We start from the raw sequence: 16,355 nt of genomic DNA, 5'->3' as shown, positions 1-16,355 counted from the left end.
GCGAGCCAGACCGCAGGTCGCCAGCGAGTGAGGTGCGGTGGTGGGGCGACTTTCTTCCGGCGCTCCCTCAGCTTCGATGTTTAGTACTCAGCCAGGACTTCGAAGCCGCCCATGATCAGGCGCTTGCCGTCGAAGGGCATCTCCATGCTGGCCATGGCCGGGTCTTCCATCATCTTCTTGTTGCCGGCGTCGCGGGTGGCCTTGTCGGGCCATTCGACCCAGGAAAACAAAACCGTCTCGCCGGGTTCCAGCTTCACGGCCATCGGGAATGAGGTCACCTTGCCGTCGGGCACCTCGTCGCCCCAGCATTCGACGATGCGCAGGGCGCCATTGGCCTTGGCAAGGTCGTTATAGACCTTCGAACCGGCCTTGTACTTTTCCTTGTTGGCGGTGGGGATGGGGATCAGAAAGCCGTCGATATAGGTGGTCATTGCCGCGTCTCCTTCGGTCAGGTTGCGGCCTGTCTTAGGCCACCCCTCCCACCAGAAACAGTCAGCAACCCTACACAAGGCCGTGAGGCAAAACCTCAGGCTTTCGCCTTGACCCGCTTCTTGCCGCGCTTGCCGCCCTTGGGACGGTTCAGGCGCACCACCTTGTTCTCCTCGACGGCATCGAAGGCGCGCGGATAATTGACGCTGCGCGGCCCCAGGCCGAACAGCGACGCCATCGGCGCGTCATCCAGGAACACTGTTTCGGTCTCGCCATAGCCGTTGAAGCGCGTGCCCATGGTCACGCCATAGGCGCCCAGCATGCCGATTTCGACATAGTCGCCTTCGTTGACGTCATCCGGCAGCCAGAACGGCCCCGGCATGGAGTCGATCGAGTCGCAGGTCGGGCCGTAGAAGCGGAACGGCTTCAGCGTATCCGTCTCAGCCTCGTCCTGACGATGCAGGCGCACCGGGAAAGGCCATTTCGCATGAGTCGCGTCGAACAGGTTGCCGTAGGAACCGTCGTTCAGGTACAGGGCGTCACCCTTGCGCAGCTCGACCTTGGTCAGCACTGAGGTCGACTCGGCGACCAGAGCGCGGCCGGGTTCGGCCCACAGCTGGGTTTCCTCGTGCACCTTCATTTCGTCGAAGGCGCGGTTGATGACGTCCATATATTCCGACAGGGCCGGAGGCACCATGCCGGGATAGACCGACGGGAAGCCACCGCCGACATCGACGACATCGGCAAACACGCCGGCGCGGACCAGGGCGCGCGACGCGGCGGCCATGGCGGCGGCATAGGCCGTCGGGCGCATGCACTGCGAACCGACGTGGAAGCTGACACCCATCAGGTCCTGGGTCGCCTGGCGCGCCGCCATCAGCAGCGACGGGGCATCGTGGGCCTGAACGCCGAACTTGTTGGTCAGCGGCAGGTTGGACCCTTCGCCCGAGGTCGCCAGGCGAACAATCAGGTTGAGGTCCTTGGCGCCGCCGGTGGCGTCGAGGATCTTGCGCAGTTCCTCGTGCGTATCCAGGCTGAAGGTGCGGACGCCGAAATCGAAATAGGCCTGGGCGATCGACACGCGGCTCTTGACCGGGTGCATGAAGGCCAGGCGCGCGGTCGGCAGGGTCGAACGGACCAGCTCGACCTCGTTCAGCGAAGCGACATCGAACGAACGCACACCGGCGGCCCACAGGGTTTCGAGCACCCAGGGCGACGGATTGGCTTTGACGGCGTAGAAGACGTCGCCTTTGAAGTTTTGCTGGAACCAATGCGCGGCAGTTGTAACGGGACGACGGCGCACGAGGGCGACGGGTCGTTCCGGTGGCTGCTTGCGGACCAGGTCCAGGGCGGAAGTGATGTGATCCACTTCGGTTCCCCGATTTTCGTGTTGAAACCCAGACCGGCGTTAGCAGCGTTACAATGAACTCTAGGGGTCCGCCGGAAGAACGGGGAACATAGTGATATAGGTCCGTATGTAAAGAGTTATTTGGGATTTTTTGTGACCGCGGCGATCACGATTTTACGCCGTCTCCCGGCTATCGCCTATAGAAGTTCCAAGCGCCCTCCTCTCCACGAAGTGGGGAGGGGGACCGCGAAGCGGTGGAGGGGTATCTTTCTTGCTTACTTCAACGGCCGCGCCGCCACACCTTCATCGGTCATCACGACCGGCCGGATCGTCCCGTCCTCATTGAAGTACATGTGCTCGATTGCCACTTCGCGCTGATTGCCGTCCTGCGTATCCAAAGGCCTGCGATGATAGGCGAGATACCAATCGTCCGTGCCCGGAATATTCACAACCGAGTGGTGCCCGGCGCCGCGCGCGATATGTGTATCCTGTTCCAGGACCGTACCGATCCGCTTGAACGGACCGAACGGTGAGGTGCTCATGGCATAGGCGACGCGGTAATCCGGACCGGTCCATTCGCCTTCGGACCACATCAGATAGTAGACGCCCTTGCGCTTGACCATGAACGAACCCTCGACATAGGCGGGATCGGGCGTGATCTCCTTATACAGCTCCTCATCGGGAAACGGCACGACGCTGAGCAGGTCGTTGGACAGCTTGACCACATTGCAGTGCTTCCAGCCGCCGTAATACATGTAAAACTGACCGTCATCGTCGCGGAAGACCATCTGGTCGATCGGCTGGGCGCCATTATGAATCTGACCGATCAGCGGCCGGCCCAGCGCATCCCTGAACGGACCTTCTGGGCGATCGGAAACCGCCACGCCGATCCCGCCCATCTGGTTGTTGGTCTTGATGTCGTTGGCGCCGAAGAAGAGATAATATTTGCCGTTATGCTCGACGGCCGAGGGGGCCCACACCGCATAGGCCGCCCACGCCACATTCTTGACGTCCAAAGCATGCGAATGCTTCTTCCAGTGAACCAGATCATCAGAAGAAAAGACGTTCAAAAACGTCTGCGCCAGGAAGGGCGACCAGATGCCGGGCTGTTCACGCTGCCACGTTTGGCCGGCCGTCAGACTCTTCGACGTATCGGGTTCGCCGAAGTGGCTGGAATAGGTCGGATAGATCCAGTACTTGCCGTCGAAGATGCGGATCTCGGGATCGGCATACCATCCTGGCACGATGGGGTTACCGGCCTGCGCAGCACCGGCCGCGAACGCAAACACCAGTGGAATAAGCAGTTTGCGCATGGTCGCCTCATATGATGGACAGCATCTGTCGGCGATTGTAGGATAAATAAAAACCCCAAGTCAAAACATCATGGGTGGAAACATGCGTCTAATCTCTCTGGTCGCCATCGGCCTGCTGCTCTGCCCCACGCTGGCGCAAGCCCGGCCGCAATGGACGCCGGCCCAGGCCAATACCTGGTACGCCAGCGAACCGTGGCGCGCCGGCGCCAACTACATCCCGCGCGACGCCATCAACCAGCTGGAAATGTGGCAGGCCGATACCTTCAACCCCCAAATGATCGACCAGGAACTGGGCTGGGCGGAAAGCGCCGGCATGACCACCATGCGCGTCTATCTCCACGACATGCTGTGGGCGGCCGATCCGGACGGCTTCAAACAGCGCATCGAAACCTACCTGGCCATCGCCGACCGCCACCATATCAAGACCATCTTCGTCCTGTTCGATTCCTGCTGGGATCCGCACCCGAAGCTGGGGAAGCAACCGGCGCCGAAACCCGGCCTGCACAATTCCGGCTGGCTGCAAAGCCCGGGCATCGACCGGCTGAAGGATCCGGCGGTCTATCCGCAGTTCGAAGCCTATGTGAAGGGCGTGGTCGGCGCCTTTGCCAACGACAAACGCATCCTGGCCTGGGATGTGTGGAACGAACCGCACGAAGACGGCGGCGCCGATACCATGCACCATGCCGGGGCGGGCGCCCTGGTCACCAACCTCCTGCCCAAGGTCTTCGACTGGGCGCGTTCGGCCGATCCGACCCAGCCCCTGACCAGCGGCGTCTATGATGGCGGCGACTGGGCGCCGGGCGGTCTGACGAAACTGAACGCGATCCAGCAGACCCAACTCACCCAGTCCGACATCATCAGTTTCCACAGCTATAGCTGGCCGGAAGAGGTCGAAAACCGCATAACCCAGCTCAAGGCCTATGGCCGGCCGGTCTTCTGTACGGAATACCTGGCCCGCAGCGCTGGTTCGACCCTCGACGGCGTCCTGCCGGTGGGCCATCGCGAGAAGGTCGTCATGGTCAATTGGGGTCTGGTCGATGGCAAGACCCAGACGCGTTTCCCGTGGGATTCCTATGCCCATCCGTACACGGATCGCGAGCCGGTGGTGTGGTTCCACGACCTGTTCCGCGCCGACGGCACCCCTTACCGGCAAAGGGAAATCGACCTGCTGCGCGCCTTGACCGATGCTACCAGCGGCAATTAGGCTTGACCTTCCTTTGCCCACCCCGTTTAAGGCTAAAAAAAATGAGCAATCTAAACAACTTAATCCCTCCCCGTTATACGGGGAGGTGGATCATTTGCTGGAAGCAAATGAGACGGTGGGGGATTTCTTGGCGCAGGTCATGCAGCGCAACGGCCACCCAAGCCGGGAATTATTACAGGCCAAATCAGCTCCTGCGCCGCAACAAAATTGCCGTGCGCGGCACTTTCCCCCATTGCCCTGCGGCCAAATCGTTAATATGACTGTCATTAGGTCCGTGTATGCGGATGAGTGGTATGCGTGCCGCCAGCAACGGCCAAGGGTAGAGTGGATGACGGCGCCTCTCGTCGAAGTGACATCGGTCAGCAAGACCTTCACCCGCAAGGCAGCCGCCGCGGGCGGCAAAACGACTTTCAAAGCCCTCGACAATGTTTCCTTCGTCATGACCAAGCCTGAGCGCGTGGCGCTGATCGGACCGTCGGGTTCGGGCAAGTCGACCCTGCTGCGCTCGATTTCCGGCCTGCACACCATTGACCGGGGCCATGGCACCGTCTCCGTCCTGGGCAAGGTGGTGCAAAAGAATGGTTCTCTGGCTTCCGATGTCCGTGCGACCCGCTCGCGCATGGGCATGATTGCCCAGCAGTTCAACCTGGTCGGCCGGCTGTCGCTGTTTACCAATGCGGCGCTCGGTTTCCTGGGCAAGGTGTCGGGCCTGCGCGGCCTGTTCGGAATGTGGACTCCGGAAGAAAAACAGACCGTCATGCGCGCACTGGACCATGTCGGTGTCGCCCAGTTCGCCGGCCAGCGCGCCAACACCCTTTCGGGCGGCCAGCAGCAACGCGGCGCCATCGCCCGCGCCATCGTGCAGGGGGCGGATATCGTTCTGGCCGACGAACCCGTAGCTTCGCTGGACCCCGTAACGGCGCGCAAGGTTATGAAGCTTCTGGTCGATCTGAATAAAGACAATGGAGTGGGCGTAATCGTCACCCTGCATCAGGTTGACTACGCCAAACTCTATTGCGACCGCATTCTGGCGCTCAAGGACGGCAAGGTCGTCTATGACGGGCCGGCATCGGGACTGGACGACGAAACTCTGAAAAACATTTACGGCGCCGAGTTCGAGGACGCCTTCTGGGGAGAGGCCAAGGCATGACCCAATTTACGCGCCAATCCGTCCTGACTGGACTGTTCGCCGCCGCGGGCGCCACGCTTGCGGCCTGCGACAAGCCCGCTGCCGGCGGCAAGCAGGTCGTCAATTTCTCGGTCCTGTCGGTCGAAAAGTCGCAGACCCTGAACGATCTGTGGACTCCGTTCTTCGACGACATGCGCAAGCAGACCGGCCTGGAGATCAACCCGTATTTCGCGCCGGACTATACGGCGCTGATCGAAGGCATGCGTTTCAAGAAGGTCCAGGCGGGCTGGTTCTCGAACGTGCCGGGTCTGGACGCCATCCGCATCGCCGATGGCGAGGTCTTTGCCGAAACCATCTACCCGGAGGGTTTTGCGGGCTATTATTCGATCATCATCGCTAAGGCGGACTCGAAACTGACGGTCGACGACGTGTTGAAGTGCGACAAGAGCCTGAATTTCGGCATGGGCGACGCCAAGTCGACCTCCGGCACCCAGGCGCCCCTGTACTACCTGTTCGTGCCGAAGAAGATCGAGCCCAAGAGCTGCTTCAAGACCGTGCTGACCCAGGGCCACGGCCAGAACATCCAGGCCGTCGCCAACGGCGTTCTGGATGCGGCCACCAACAACACCACGGCCCTGGTCGATCTCGAAAGCCGTGACCCGGTCCTGCGCAAGAAGGTCAAGGTGATCTGGCAATCGCCGGAGCCGCTACCTAACGACGTGATCATCTACCGCAAAGACCTGGACCCTGTGGTCAAGGAAAAGCTCCGTTCCTTCTTCCTGTCCTACGGCCGGGCGCCGGGCGCCGAAGGCGAGCGCCAGCGCAACGTGTTGAAGCCACTGGTCCTGGGCGGTTTCATTCCGGGTGACAACAGCCACTTTATCCCGGTGCGCCTGATGGAGGCCTCCACCAAACTGATGATCGCCCAGCAGTCCGGCGACGCGGCCGAAATCAAAAAGGCCCAGGACGAGTTCGCCGCGATTGAGAAGGAAAAGGCCGCGCATGACGCCCTGACCCCGATGCAGGCGCCGGCCGACCCCAGCTCGTCGTCCGCATCATGAGTCAGGCGCAACCATCTGCCCTGACCCCGCCGTCGCCCTCCCTGGGCACACGTGCGACCAATTGGGGCCTGACGCTTGTCGTTGTCCTGTTGCTGTTGCTGGCGTTCCAGCCGGCCAAGATATCGGACCTGGGGCAGCTGATCGACAACTGGCCCAATACGGTCGAGTACTCCAGAGGCTATCTGAAGCCGAACTTCAAGGATCTGTTCCGCGTCTATCTGCCCGAAATGTGGGTCACCATCGCGATTGCGGTGTGGGGCACGGTACTGTCGGTGTTCCTGGCGATTCCGCTCGCCTTGCTGGGTTCGTCGAACATCGCGCCGCAATGGATCGTCCAGCCGGTGCGTCGCTTCATGGACCTGCTGCGGGCCATGAACGAGATCGTGCTGGCCACGGCCTTCTTCGTCGCGGTCGGTCCGGGCCCGCTGGCGGGCGTGCTGGCCATGGCGCTGCATAATGCCGGGGTGCTGGCCAAGCTGTTCTCGGAAGCGGTCGAAGCCATCGACAAGGCGCCGGTCGAAGGCGTGCGCGCCACGGGCGGATCGCGGTTGCATGAGATCATCTGGGGCGTCATCCCGCAGGTGGCGCCCTTGTGGACCTCGTTTGCCCTCTACCGGTTCGAATCCAACGTGCGCTCGTCGACCGTGCTGGGCCTGATCGGCGCCGGCGGTATCGGCTTCGTGCTGTTCGAAAACATCAAGAGCTTCGACTATCCGGTCACCGCCGCCATCGTCATCGTGATCGTCGTGACCGTCATGATCATCGACATGGTCTCGGCGCAGATCCGCAAGCGGTTGCTGTAAAAGGATTTAAGACCAGGGGCCGCAGGCCCCTGGACCCCGTAACTCGTTCAGGGTTGGGCTTCTGAAAAGCCAAATAAAAAAGGGCTCCGAAGTGGCCCTTTTTTATTTGGCTATGTAGAAATCTCAAGCTCGGACAAGTTATGGGGTCGAGGGGTCCGCGACCCCTCGCCTTAACCCTTCTTACTGCCACGCTTCCGCGTCAGGTGCCGCAGCTTGTTCCACAGCTTGGTCTTGGCGGGTTCCGGGTAGGGTTCCAGGTTGCGGATGAATTCGGCGGCGCATTCCGGCCATGAGAACTTTTCGGCATAGGCGCGGACGTCTTTGCGGTCGATCTTGAGCGCTTCGGCGATGGCCACCGCCAGGTCGTCATTGATCGCGCCGGCGCCGGAGCCCGGGATGATATCGATCGGGCCGTGGGCCGGGAAGGCGGCGACAGGCGTGCCGGCAGCCATGGCTTCGGTGATGACCAGCCCGAAGGTATCGGTCAGCGACGGGAACACGAACACGTCCGAGTCGGCATAGGACCTGGCCAGTTCGTCGCCGAAGCGCGGACCGGTGAACACGACATCCGGATACTTCGTCCGCAGCTCTTCCAGTTGCGGCCCCTTGCCAACAATGACCTTGGTGCCCGGCAGATCCAGCTTCAGGAAGGCCTCGATGTTCTTTTCGACCGCCACCCGGCCGACATAGGTCATGATCGGCCGCTGCAACCCTTCGAAAATGGGCTCCAGCCCCGGCCGGAAGGTTTCGGTATCGACCCCGCGCGTCCATGGCGAGATATTGATGAAGCCTCGCGATTCCAGGTCGCGCGCCAGGGTCGCGGTGGCCACCATGACGCGGCCGGACGGCTTATGGAACCAGCGCATGAAGGCATAGCCCCACGACAGCGGTATCGGCAGGCGCGCCGAGACATATTCCGGGAACTTGGTATGATAGCTGGTGGTGAAGGGCAGCTTCCATTCCTGGCACACCCGCCGCGCCGCCAGGCCGACAAAGCCCTCCGTTGCGATATGGATGGCGTCGGGCTCGTAATCCTGGATGATTTCGCGGACTTCTTCGTAACAGCCCAGGGCCAGCTTGACCTCGGGATAGTCGGGCCAGGACACGGTCTTGAACTGGTTGTATTCGATGACCTTGAATTCGTGGCCCAGCTTTTCGCATTCCGCCATGGTCCGCCGAAGCGTCGTCACCACTCCATTGACCTGGGGTTCCCACGCATCGGTGGCCAGCAAGATACGCACGTTTTTTGTCCCACAAAGGCCGTCGTTAATTTCCCTTTGCCCGCTTCACGAACGCTTGGCAAGCCACCCCATTTCAACGCCTGTTGCATTTTGCTGCGCACAAAACGCGGAAGTGGCTGAAACTTGCGAAGAATTCGCACGGTTGTGGCTTGCTTAACGGCCAAAATGCCTTATTTTTAAAGACGGGGAGCGACCGATTTTACCGTCGGCGTATAGTGACGGCGAAAGAGTGTAATGAACGAGCGTGAAAAACCAGCGCAGATGCGGGATAACTCGGCGAAGGATTCTCCTGCGCGCGACACCCCGAAGTCGCGTCGCACGCGGGTTCAGATTCTCGACACGGCGATGCGCCTGTTTGCGGAACTTGGCTATTTCCGCGCCGGCAATGCCGCCATTGCCGAAGCCTGTGGCCTGACCCGCGGCGCCATGCTCTATCACTTCCCGACACGCGAAGATCTGGTCGAAGCCGCCGCCTGGCATATCCACGCCGCTCGCGAAGTTGCCTTCGAGGCCGAGGCCAAGAAGCTGAAGCCCGGCCAGGATGCCCTGGATGGCGCCATCGACGCCTACTGGCGCCTGCTGAGCTCAATTCCGTTCTCTGCCTTTCTGGCGCTGGAGCGTGCCGGTCGTCAGGACGCTGAGGTTGCCAAGGCCATCGCACCGGCCCAGGAAGCCTTCGACAAGGCGGCGATGGGGCGGGCGACGCCAGGCTTCATCATGGCCGGCAACGACGCGCGGTTCCAGGCATCGCGCGACCTGGCGCGATTTGCGCTGGACGGTATGCACCGGGCGGCCTTGACCTACGAGAGCGAGGCGCGGATCGAAAACGTACTCACGGTCATCAAGAAGGCGATTCACATGCTGAACCGCAAGGGCGATATCACCGATCTGTGGTCGGAATAAACATACGGAAAAATTACTGCGCCGCGCGTAAAATGTGACGGTGGGCCTGCGCTGTTTTGGCGTAGGCTGAAGTCTGCTTTACGTCCTGCACGGAAGGAGTTTGTCATGTTGTCCCCAAAAGCCAAGGCCGCCGCCGACAAGATCAAGTCGTTCAGTGAGGAGGATATCAGCTCGCTGGCCGAGACCATCAAGCACGAGGTCGAGCACGTCTATGGCCAACTGGCCAAGAAGGCCCGGGTGGCCGAAGCGCGTATCAAACAGTTTACCGACATGGCGACGGAGGAGCTGGAGACGGCCGGTAAACGTGCGGTGAGCGCGGTGGACGACCATCCGCTGTCGTCAACGGCGGTGGCGCTGGCCGTCGGTGTGGTGCTGGGCTTTATCCTGACCCACCGCAGCGAACGGGTGTATTGAGCCTGTCTTCATGTTTATCGGCCCGGGGATGTCCCGGGCCTTTTTGCGTTGGCAAGCCTTGGCGCTTTTCCATGAAGCGTTTAAGAGGAACACGGAAAACACTGAAGGATGTTCGCTCCGCGAACCTCAACACGGAAAACACGGAATGGCGGAACTGCTGTTTGAAGACGAAGTCTTTCGCATTCGCGGTGCCGTGTTTGAGGTCTATCGCGAGATGGGCTCTGGATTTCTCGAGGCAGTTTATCAAGAGTGTCTGGAGCGGGAGTTTCAGAAACTTGGTATCGATTACGTCGCTCACCGCGCTCTCAACCTGACCTACAAGGGCGAAGCCCTTAATCAGTTCTATCGCGCTGACTTCGTCTGCTTCGATAAAATCATTCTCGAATTGAAGGCGATGCAAAGCATCGCCCCGGAGCATAGGCTGCAACTGCTTCATTACCTTAAAGCCACAGGTCTACGTCTGGGTCTTGTCATCAATTTTGGGGCGCCGGCGAAGGTACAGATTGAGCGGGTTGTTCTCTGACTTCCGTGTTTTCCGTGTCGACGCTCGCTCGCGAGCGTCTTTCAGTGTTTTCCGTGTTCCCCTTCAAAAGTGTCAAAAGAACCCCTCTATGCGTCACTGTCTCCGTTCCAAGATCCACAACGCCTATGTCACCGAAGCCAACCTGGCCTATATCGGTTCTATCACCATCGATGAGAACCTGATGGACGCCGTCGGTCTGTGGGAAGGCGAGCGAGTCCTGGTTGTCTCCAACACCTCCGGCGCCCGGCTCGAAACCTACGTCATCAAGGGCGACCGCGATTCGGGCATTATCGCCATGAACGGTGCCGCGGCGCACCTGATCGGCGAGGGCGAGCAGATCATCATCATGGGTTTCGAGCTGACGCCGGCCCCGATTGTCCCCAGAGTCGTGCTGGTTGACCGGCACAATCGACTTGACCGCTACCTGTCGGAAACCGAACGCCAAATCGTCGTCTGATTCGTTCACAGAAATCGTGATCTTGGTTAATTTGTGTAAAGATCGTCCAAACCCTTGAGGCTCTTGAAAAAAGAAAAAAATTTACGTCTCATTAACGAAAAAGTTCGCCTGAACAGGGTGTTGGCCGCTTGACGGACTCACCGGATTAAGCCCCATATATCGACGAACGGGGCCGCTCAGGCACTACATGTAGTTTTAGCGTCGCTTCGCACGGTTTAGTTTTCTACCAAGGGTCAAGGCGAATATGTCAGCGAGTGAAGCGGTCAAGCGTGAGGTTTCTGTACCCTTTAAGGCGAACATGGTTGTTCGCCCGAAGGTCCGTCCTGAGTTCAAGCTGCATAAGCATGTGGTTACCGACCCTTCGCGCGATGCCCTCCTGACCGACTTCGGCAAGACCACCCTGGACGACCGGTATCTGATGCCGGGTGAGTCCTATCAGGACATGTTTGCCCGCGTAGCCACCACCTATGCCGACGACAGCGACCACGCTCAGCGCATCTACGACTATATTTCCCGACTGTGGTTCATGCCGGCGACCCCGGTCCTGAGCAATGGCGGCGCCTCACGCGGCCTGCCGATCTCGTGCTTCCTGAACGCCGTGCCCGACAGCCTGGAAGGCATTGTCGGCACCTGGAACGAAAACGTCGCCCTGGCCAGCAATGGCGGCGGCATCGGCACGTACTGGGGCCGCGTCCGCTCGATCGGTGAAAAGGTCAAAGGCGCTGGCCAGACCTCGGGTATCATTCCCTTCATCCGCGTGATGGATTCGCTGACCCTGGCGATTTCGCAAGGTTCTCTGCGCCGCGGTTCGGCTGCCGTTTATCTCGACGTCTTCCACCCGGAAATCGAAGAATTCCTCGAAATCCGCAAGCCGTCGGGCGACTTCAACCGCAAGAGCCTGAACCTGCACCACGGCATCGGCATCACCGACGAGTTCATGGAAGCCGTCCGCGACGGCACGCCGTTCGGCCTGCGTTCGCCCAAGAATGACGAGATCGTCCGCTATATTGACGCCCGCAGCCTGTGGCAGAAGATCCTCGAGATCCGACTGCAGACCGGCGAGCCCTACCTGATCTTCAACGACACCATCAACCGCGCCATGCCTGCGCACCAGCGCGACCTGGGCCTGAAGGTGACGCAATCGAACCTGTGTTCGGAAATCATGCTGCACACTGGTCCGGATCACCGTGGCCAGGACCGCACCGCCGTGTGCTGCCTGTCGTCGGTCAATGCCGAGACCTTCCTGGAATGGCGCGACGCCCCGGGCTTCATCGAGGACGTCATGCGTTTCCTCGACAACGTCCTGGAAGACTTCATCCAGTGCGCCCCGGGTTCGATGGACTCGGCTGTCTATTCCGCCCTCTGCGAACGTTCGGTCGGCTTAGGGTTGATGGGCTTCCACTCCTTCCTGCAGGCTCAGGGCGTGGCGTTCGAATCCGCCATGGCCAAGTCGTGGAACATGCGCCTGTTCAAGCACCTGCGCCGCGAAGCCGACAAGGCCTCGATCAAGCTGGGTCAGGAGCGCGGGCCGTGCCGCGACGCCGAAGAGCGCGGCGTCATGGAGCGCTTCTCGCACAAGCTGGCCATCGCCCCGACCGCCTCGATCTCGATCATCTGCGGCGGCACCTCGGCCGGCATCGAGCCGATCCCGGCCAACATCTATACCCACAAAACCCTGTCGGGCTCGTTCGCGGTGAAGAACCCGTACCTGGAAAAGCTGCTGGAAGCCAAGGGCATCAACACGGCCGAAGTGTGGGACAATATCGTCCAGCACGAAGGCTCGGTGCAGCATCTCGACGAACTGAACGAAGACGAAAAGTTCGTGTTCAAAACGGCCTTCGAAATCGACCAGCGCTGGGTGGTGGAACTGGCGGCGGATCGTACGCCGGAAATCTGCCAGTCGCAGTCGCTGAACATCTTCCTGCCGGGCGATGTCGACAAGTGGGACCTGCACATGCTGCACTGGACGGCGTGGGAACAGGGCCTGAAGTCGATGTACTACCTGCGCTCCAAGTCGGTCCAACGCGCCTCCCACGCCGGCAGCGAAACCAAGGAAATCGTCGAGAAGATGCAGACGCCGAAGACGGACTACGAGGAATGTCTGGCGTGTCAGTAAGGCCAGGGGTCGCGGACCCCTGGACCCCGAAACTCGTCAGAGTTTGAGATTTCTACATATCTAAATAAAAAAGGGCTCCGAAGTGGGCCCTTTTTTATTTAGCTTTTCAGAAGCCCAATCCTGAACGAGTTTCGGGGTCCAGGGGCCCGAGGCCCCTGGTCTTAATTCTACTTCCTACCGCCGGAAATACCGTTATGCTCCGATAAACCTATTGCCAATCGGCGAATGATCAGGCCATCATGGCCTCAAAGGTCAGACCAATGACCGTGCCACACAGGAGGATCCCATGCAGCGTACCGGACGACGTGAGTTTCTGATGGCGGCGGGTCTGACACCGGTGGCGATGATGGGCGCGGGCGTCTCCGAAGCCGCCCTGGCGGCCGGCCAGGCGGCGATCGAGACCCTGCCAGTCCTCCCCGAAGAGCAGCCCAAACACAAGATCCGCTTCGGCGTCGTCGGGATGAGTCACGACCACATCTACGGCATGGCCGCAGCGGTCATGCGCGGCGGCGGCGAGCTGGTCTCGGCCTGGGGCTCCGAGCCCGACAAGCTTGCCAACTTCAAGACGCGCTTCCCCAACGTTCCTATCAAGGAAACCCAGGACGAGATCATCAACGATCCGTCCATCCAGGTCATCCTGACCTCCCAGGTGCCGAACGAGCGCACCCAGATCGGCCTGCGCGCCATGAAGGCCGGCAAGGACGTCCTGGCGGACAAGCCCGGTATCATCACCTTGAAAGACCTGGCCGAGGTCCGCAAAACCATCAAATCGACAGGCAAGATGTACAAGATCCAGTACTCCGAACGCCTGGACGTGCGCGCTGCGGTCCATGCCGGCGAGCTGATCAAGCAGGGCGCTATCGGCACGGTGATCCAGACCATCAACCTGGCGCCGCACCAGATCTTCCAGAACGGCGGCGACGCCGGCGGTGGTGGCGGCCGGCCCGATTGGTTCTGGGACGATGCCCGCTTCGGCGGCATCCTGGCGGACATCGGCTCGCACCAGGTCGACCAGTTCCTCTACTACACCGGCTCAACCAAGGCCGAGGTCGTCACCTCCCAGGTCGCCAACCTCAAACACCCCGATCGCCCGAAGTTCCAGGACTTCGGCGACATGATGCTCCGCAGCGACAAGGGCTTCGGCTATATCCGCCTCGACTGGTTCACACCGAAGGGCCTGGGCACCTGGGGCGACGGCCGTCTGTTCATCCTGGGCACTGATGGCTACATCGAAGCCCGCAAATACATCAATGTCGGCGTCGAAAAGAAGGGTAACCTCCTGATCGTCGTCAACCAGCAGGGCACGCGGGTCATCGACTGCACCAACGGCCCGCTGCCGTTCGGTCCGCAGTTCGTCGACGACGTCGTCAACCGCACCCATACGGCCCAGGACCAGGACCAGGCCCTGCTGGCCGCCGAACTGTCCATAAGAGCGCAAAAGAACGCCAAACGCATCATAAGATAAGAGGAAACGCCATGACCAAGCTGACGAAACGCGGGTTCCTGAAGGCCGGGCTGGCGACGGCCGTGGCCGCAGGCTTCCCCGCCATAGTGCCATCGTCCGTGTTCGGACAATATGCCCCATCGAAGCGGATCAATGTCGCTGCCATCGGCACCGGCCGCATCTCACGCGGCCACGACATGCCCGAAGTGATGAAATATGACCGCGCCCGCATCACGGCCGTCTGCGACATCGACCCTCACCGCGTCGAAGAAGCCAAGCTCCTGGTCAACGACTTCTACACCAAAAAGACCGGCAAGCCCTATGACGGCGTAAAAACCTATGCCGACTACCACGACGTCCTGGCCAATCCGGACATTGACGCGGTCATCATCTCGACGCCGGACCACTGGCACGCCATCCAGGCCATCCACTCGGTCCGCGCCGGCAAGGACGTCTACGTCCAGAAGCCGGCCTCGCTGACCATCGCCGAAGGCCGCGCCATGAGCAACGCCGTCCTGGCGTCGGGCCGCATCCTGCAGATCGGCAGCCAGCAGCGCACCAACATGCCCCAGTTCCGCACCGCCGCCGAGCTGGTCCGCAATGGCCGCATCGGCGACCTGCAACGCGTCGAGATCGGCCTGCCGGGTGATCCGGCCGGCGGTGATCCCACGCCCATGCCGGTGCCGGACGGTTTCAACTACGATGCCTGGCTGGGCTCGACGCCCTATGTGCCCTATACGCTCGACCGCGTGCATCCCCGCGTCGGCTACGACCGGCCGGGCTGGCTGCGCCTGCGTCAGTTCGGCGCCGGCATGATCACCGGCTGGGGCTCGCACCATATCGACAGCGCCCACTGGGGCATGGACACTGAACATACCGGCCCGGTCGAGGTTTGGTGCGACCACGTCGAATACCCGACCTCCGGCCTGTGGGACGTCCACGGCAAGTTCCGTACCGAAGCCCTCTACGCCAACGGTGTGCGCATGAGCGTGTCGGGCGACTACCCCAACGGTATCAAATATATCGGCTCCAAGGGCTGGCTGTTCGTGTCGCGTGGCGACTCGGCGGCCACCGCCAGTGATCCAAAGTCGGCGCCATCGCCGAAGCTGTCTGCCTCGGACCCGAAGATCCTGACCTCGGTGATCGGCCCGGATGAGGTCCACCTCTATAAGGCCGATGAACAGCACGGCAACTGGCTGGATTGCGTCATCAGCCGCGAAACGCCGATCTCGCCGGCCGAACTGGGTCACCGCGGTTGCTCGACCTGCCTGGTCCACGACATTGCCATGATGCTCAAGCGCAAGGTCTACTGGAACCCGGTCCAGGAGCGCTTCAAGAACGACGACGAAGCCAATGCCATGCTGTCGCGCCCGATGCGCGCGCCTTACGGGATCTGAAGTTCGCCATGATCACCAAACGCGATATCTGCATAGCGGCGGGCGCTATCGTCCTGACCCTGGGCGCGGTCGGGTTCGCCCATGCCGACAAGGCGATCCTGGGCCCGGCTGTCTTTGATTGGGAGAAGCTCGAAGCCAAGCCGACCGATGTCGGATCGTACCGTCACGTGGTGCGTCAGCCGACGGCCACCCTGGACGAGCTGGAGATGCACGTCACCACGCTCAATCCCGGCCTCAGCTCCCATGCGCCGCATACCCACGTGAACGAGGAACTGGTCATTATCAAAGAAGGCACGGTTGAGGTGCTGTCGGATGGCAAATGGGTGCGCATCGGCCCGGGCTCGGTGGTGTTCAACGCGTCCAACAGCCCGCATGCGCTACGCAATGTCGGCACGACGCCGGCCGTGTATCACGTGATCAACTGGAGCCCGGAATAGGAAGATTTAAGACCAGGGGTCGCGGACCCCTGGACCCCGTAACCCTTCAAGGTTGGACTTCCTTTTTAGCCAAAATAAAAGGGGCTCCGAAGTGGGCCCCTTTTATTTTGGCTACAGAGAAATTTCAAACTCGAAC

Annotated in this window: 16 protein-coding genes; 12 read left to right on the top strand and 4 right to left on the bottom strand. The window is 60.9% G+C overall.

Annotated elements, in window-relative coordinates; genetic code table 11:
- Window positions 1–80: 80 nt before the first annotated feature.
- The 3 genes from ABAC460_RS32945 to ABAC460_RS32935 form a co-directional block, all read right to left on the bottom strand.
- Complete coding sequence (locus tag ABAC460_RS32945; RefSeq protein ID WP_023452921.1) at window positions 81–431, bottom strand: DUF1428 domain-containing protein; 351 nt, start codon at window positions 429–431, stop codon at window positions 81–83.
- A gap of 95 nt (window positions 432–526) precedes the next feature.
- Window positions 527–1,798 (bottom strand): type III PLP-dependent enzyme, encoded by a 1,272-nt coding sequence (locus tag ABAC460_RS32940; protein ID WP_023452920.1) that lies wholly within the window; start codon window positions 1,796–1,798, stop codon window positions 527–529.
- Window positions 1,799–2,052: 254 nt separating this feature from the next.
- Window positions 2,053–3,090 carry a glycoside hydrolase family 43 protein gene (locus ABAC460_RS32935; RefSeq protein WP_023452919.1) on the bottom strand — a complete coding sequence of 346 codons (1,038 nt, stop codon included), beginning with the start codon at window positions 3,088–3,090 and terminating at the stop codon, window positions 2,053–2,055.
- A gap of 82 nt (window positions 3,091–3,172) precedes the next feature.
- Here ABAC460_RS32935 and ABAC460_RS32930 point away from each other — a divergent pair, with 82 nt between their 5' ends.
- The 4 genes from ABAC460_RS32930 (at window position 3,173) to phnE (ending at window position 7,287) form a co-directional block, all read left to right on the top strand.
- Entirely contained in the window at window positions 3,173–4,294 is a 1,122-nt protein-coding gene (locus ABAC460_RS32930; protein WP_023452918.1) for a cellulase family glycosylhydrolase, read from the top strand.
- Between the two features lie 328 nt (window positions 4,295–4,622).
- Complete coding sequence (locus tag ABAC460_RS32925) at window positions 4,623–5,444, top strand: phosphonate ABC transporter ATP-binding protein (RefSeq protein WP_023452917.1); 822 nt, start codon at window positions 4,623–4,625, stop codon at window positions 5,442–5,444.
- On the top strand, window positions 5,441–6,484 hold the full coding sequence (gene phnD, locus ABAC460_RS32920) for a phosphate/phosphite/phosphonate ABC transporter substrate-binding protein (RefSeq protein WP_023452916.1): 1,044 nt from the start codon (window positions 5,441–5,443) through the stop codon (window positions 6,482–6,484). Before ABAC460_RS32925 ends, phnD begins: the two co-directional genes overlap by 4 nt.
- Window positions 6,481–7,287 carry a phosphonate ABC transporter, permease protein PhnE gene (gene phnE, locus ABAC460_RS32915; RefSeq protein ID WP_023452915.1) on the top strand — a complete coding sequence of 269 codons (807 nt, stop codon included), beginning with the start codon at window positions 6,481–6,483 and terminating at the stop codon, window positions 7,285–7,287. Before phnD ends, phnE begins: the two co-directional genes overlap by 4 nt.
- 170 nt (window positions 7,288–7,457) lie before the next feature.
- Here the strand turns inward: phnE and ABAC460_RS32910 are convergent, their stop codons facing one another.
- A complete protein-coding gene (locus tag ABAC460_RS32910; RefSeq protein ID WP_023452914.1) occupies window positions 7,458–8,528 on the bottom strand; it encodes a glycosyltransferase family 4 protein in 1,071 nt (356 codons plus the stop codon).
- Between the two features lie 234 nt (window positions 8,529–8,762).
- Here ABAC460_RS32910 and ABAC460_RS32905 point away from each other — a divergent pair, with 234 nt between their 5' ends.
- From ABAC460_RS32905 to ABAC460_RS32870, 8 genes are all read left to right on the top strand, one after another.
- A complete protein-coding gene (locus ABAC460_RS32905; RefSeq protein ID WP_023452913.1) occupies window positions 8,763–9,431 on the top strand; it encodes a TetR/AcrR family transcriptional regulator in 669 nt (222 codons plus the stop codon).
- Between the two features lie 105 nt (window positions 9,432–9,536).
- Complete coding sequence (locus tag ABAC460_RS32900; protein WP_023452912.1) at window positions 9,537–9,845, top strand: DUF883 family protein; 309 nt, start codon at window positions 9,537–9,539, stop codon at window positions 9,843–9,845.
- A 10-nt stretch (window positions 9,846–9,855) separates the two neighbouring features.
- On the top strand, window positions 9,856–10,368 hold the full coding sequence (locus ABAC460_RS32895) for a GxxExxY protein (RefSeq protein WP_235075785.1): 513 nt from the start codon (window positions 9,856–9,858) through the stop codon (window positions 10,366–10,368).
- Window positions 10,369–10,456: 88 nt separating this feature from the next.
- Complete coding sequence (panD, locus tag ABAC460_RS32890) at window positions 10,457–10,825, top strand: aspartate 1-decarboxylase (RefSeq protein ID WP_023452910.1); 369 nt, start codon at window positions 10,457–10,459, stop codon at window positions 10,823–10,825.
- Window positions 10,826–11,123: 298 nt separating this feature from the next.
- A complete protein-coding gene (locus ABAC460_RS32885; protein ID WP_023452909.1) occupies window positions 11,124–12,941 on the top strand; it encodes a ribonucleoside-diphosphate reductase subunit alpha in 1,818 nt (605 codons plus the stop codon).
- A gap of 286 nt (window positions 12,942–13,227) precedes the next feature.
- On the top strand, window positions 13,228–14,406 hold the full coding sequence (locus tag ABAC460_RS32880) for a Gfo/Idh/MocA family protein (RefSeq protein ID WP_023452908.1): 1,179 nt from the start codon (window positions 13,228–13,230) through the stop codon (window positions 14,404–14,406).
- A gap of 11 nt (window positions 14,407–14,417) precedes the next feature.
- Window positions 14,418–15,782 (top strand): Gfo/Idh/MocA family protein, encoded by a 1,365-nt coding sequence (locus tag ABAC460_RS32875; protein ID WP_023452907.1) that lies wholly within the window; start codon window positions 14,418–14,420, stop codon window positions 15,780–15,782.
- A gap of 8 nt (window positions 15,783–15,790) precedes the next feature.
- Window positions 15,791–16,219, top strand: a complete 429-nt coding sequence (locus ABAC460_RS32870) for a cupin domain-containing protein (RefSeq protein WP_023452906.1) — start codon at window positions 15,791–15,793, stop codon at window positions 16,217–16,219.
- The last annotated feature ends 136 nt before the right edge of the window (window positions 16,220–16,355 follow it).

The organism is Asticcacaulis sp. AC460 (genome assembly GCF_000495795.1).
In the GTDB taxonomy this organism is placed as follows: Bacteria; Pseudomonadota; Alphaproteobacteria; order Caulobacterales; family Caulobacteraceae; genus Asticcacaulis.
This window is presented reverse-complemented; position numbering and strand designations above follow the sequence as displayed.

Bases quoted from the DNA above. Each gene is read 5' to 3' on its own strand.
- ABAC460_RS32945 (WP_023452921.1), bottom strand. From the start codon at position 431: ATGACCACCTATATCGACGGCTTTCTGATCCCCATCCCCACCGCCAAC.
- ABAC460_RS32935 (WP_023452919.1), bottom strand. From the start codon at position 3,090: ATGCGCAAACTGCTTATTCCACTGGTGTTTGCGTTCGCGGCCGGTGCT.
- ABAC460_RS32930 (WP_023452918.1), top strand. From the start codon at position 3,173: ATGCGTCTAATCTCTCTGGTCGCCATCGGCCTGCTGCTCTGCCCCACG.
- ABAC460_RS32925 (WP_023452917.1), top strand. From the start codon at position 4,623: ATGACGGCGCCTCTCGTCGAAGTGACATCGGTCAGCAAGACCTTCACC.
- phnD (WP_023452916.1), top strand. From the start codon at position 5,441: ATGACCCAATTTACGCGCCAATCCGTCCTGACTGGACTGTTCGCCGCC.
- phnE (WP_023452915.1), top strand. From the start codon at position 6,481: ATGAGTCAGGCGCAACCATCTGCCCTGACCCCGCCGTCGCCCTCCCTG.
- ABAC460_RS32905 (WP_023452913.1), top strand. From the start codon at position 8,763: ATGAACGAGCGTGAAAAACCAGCGCAGATGCGGGATAACTCGGCGAAG.
- ABAC460_RS32900 (WP_023452912.1), top strand. From the start codon at position 9,537: ATGTTGTCCCCAAAAGCCAAGGCCGCCGCCGACAAGATCAAGTCGTTC.
- ABAC460_RS32895 (WP_235075785.1), top strand. From the start codon at position 9,856: ATGTTTATCGGCCCGGGGATGTCCCGGGCCTTTTTGCGTTGGCAAGCC.
- panD (WP_023452910.1), top strand. From the start codon at position 10,457: ATGCGTCACTGTCTCCGTTCCAAGATCCACAACGCCTATGTCACCGAA.
- ABAC460_RS32885 (WP_023452909.1), top strand. From the start codon at position 11,124: ATGGTTGTTCGCCCGAAGGTCCGTCCTGAGTTCAAGCTGCATAAGCAT.
- ABAC460_RS32880 (WP_023452908.1), top strand. From the start codon at position 13,228: ATGCAGCGTACCGGACGACGTGAGTTTCTGATGGCGGCGGGTCTGACA.
- ABAC460_RS32875 (WP_023452907.1), top strand. From the start codon at position 14,418: ATGACCAAGCTGACGAAACGCGGGTTCCTGAAGGCCGGGCTGGCGACG.
- ABAC460_RS32870 (WP_023452906.1), top strand. From the start codon at position 15,791: ATGATCACCAAACGCGATATCTGCATAGCGGCGGGCGCTATCGTCCTG.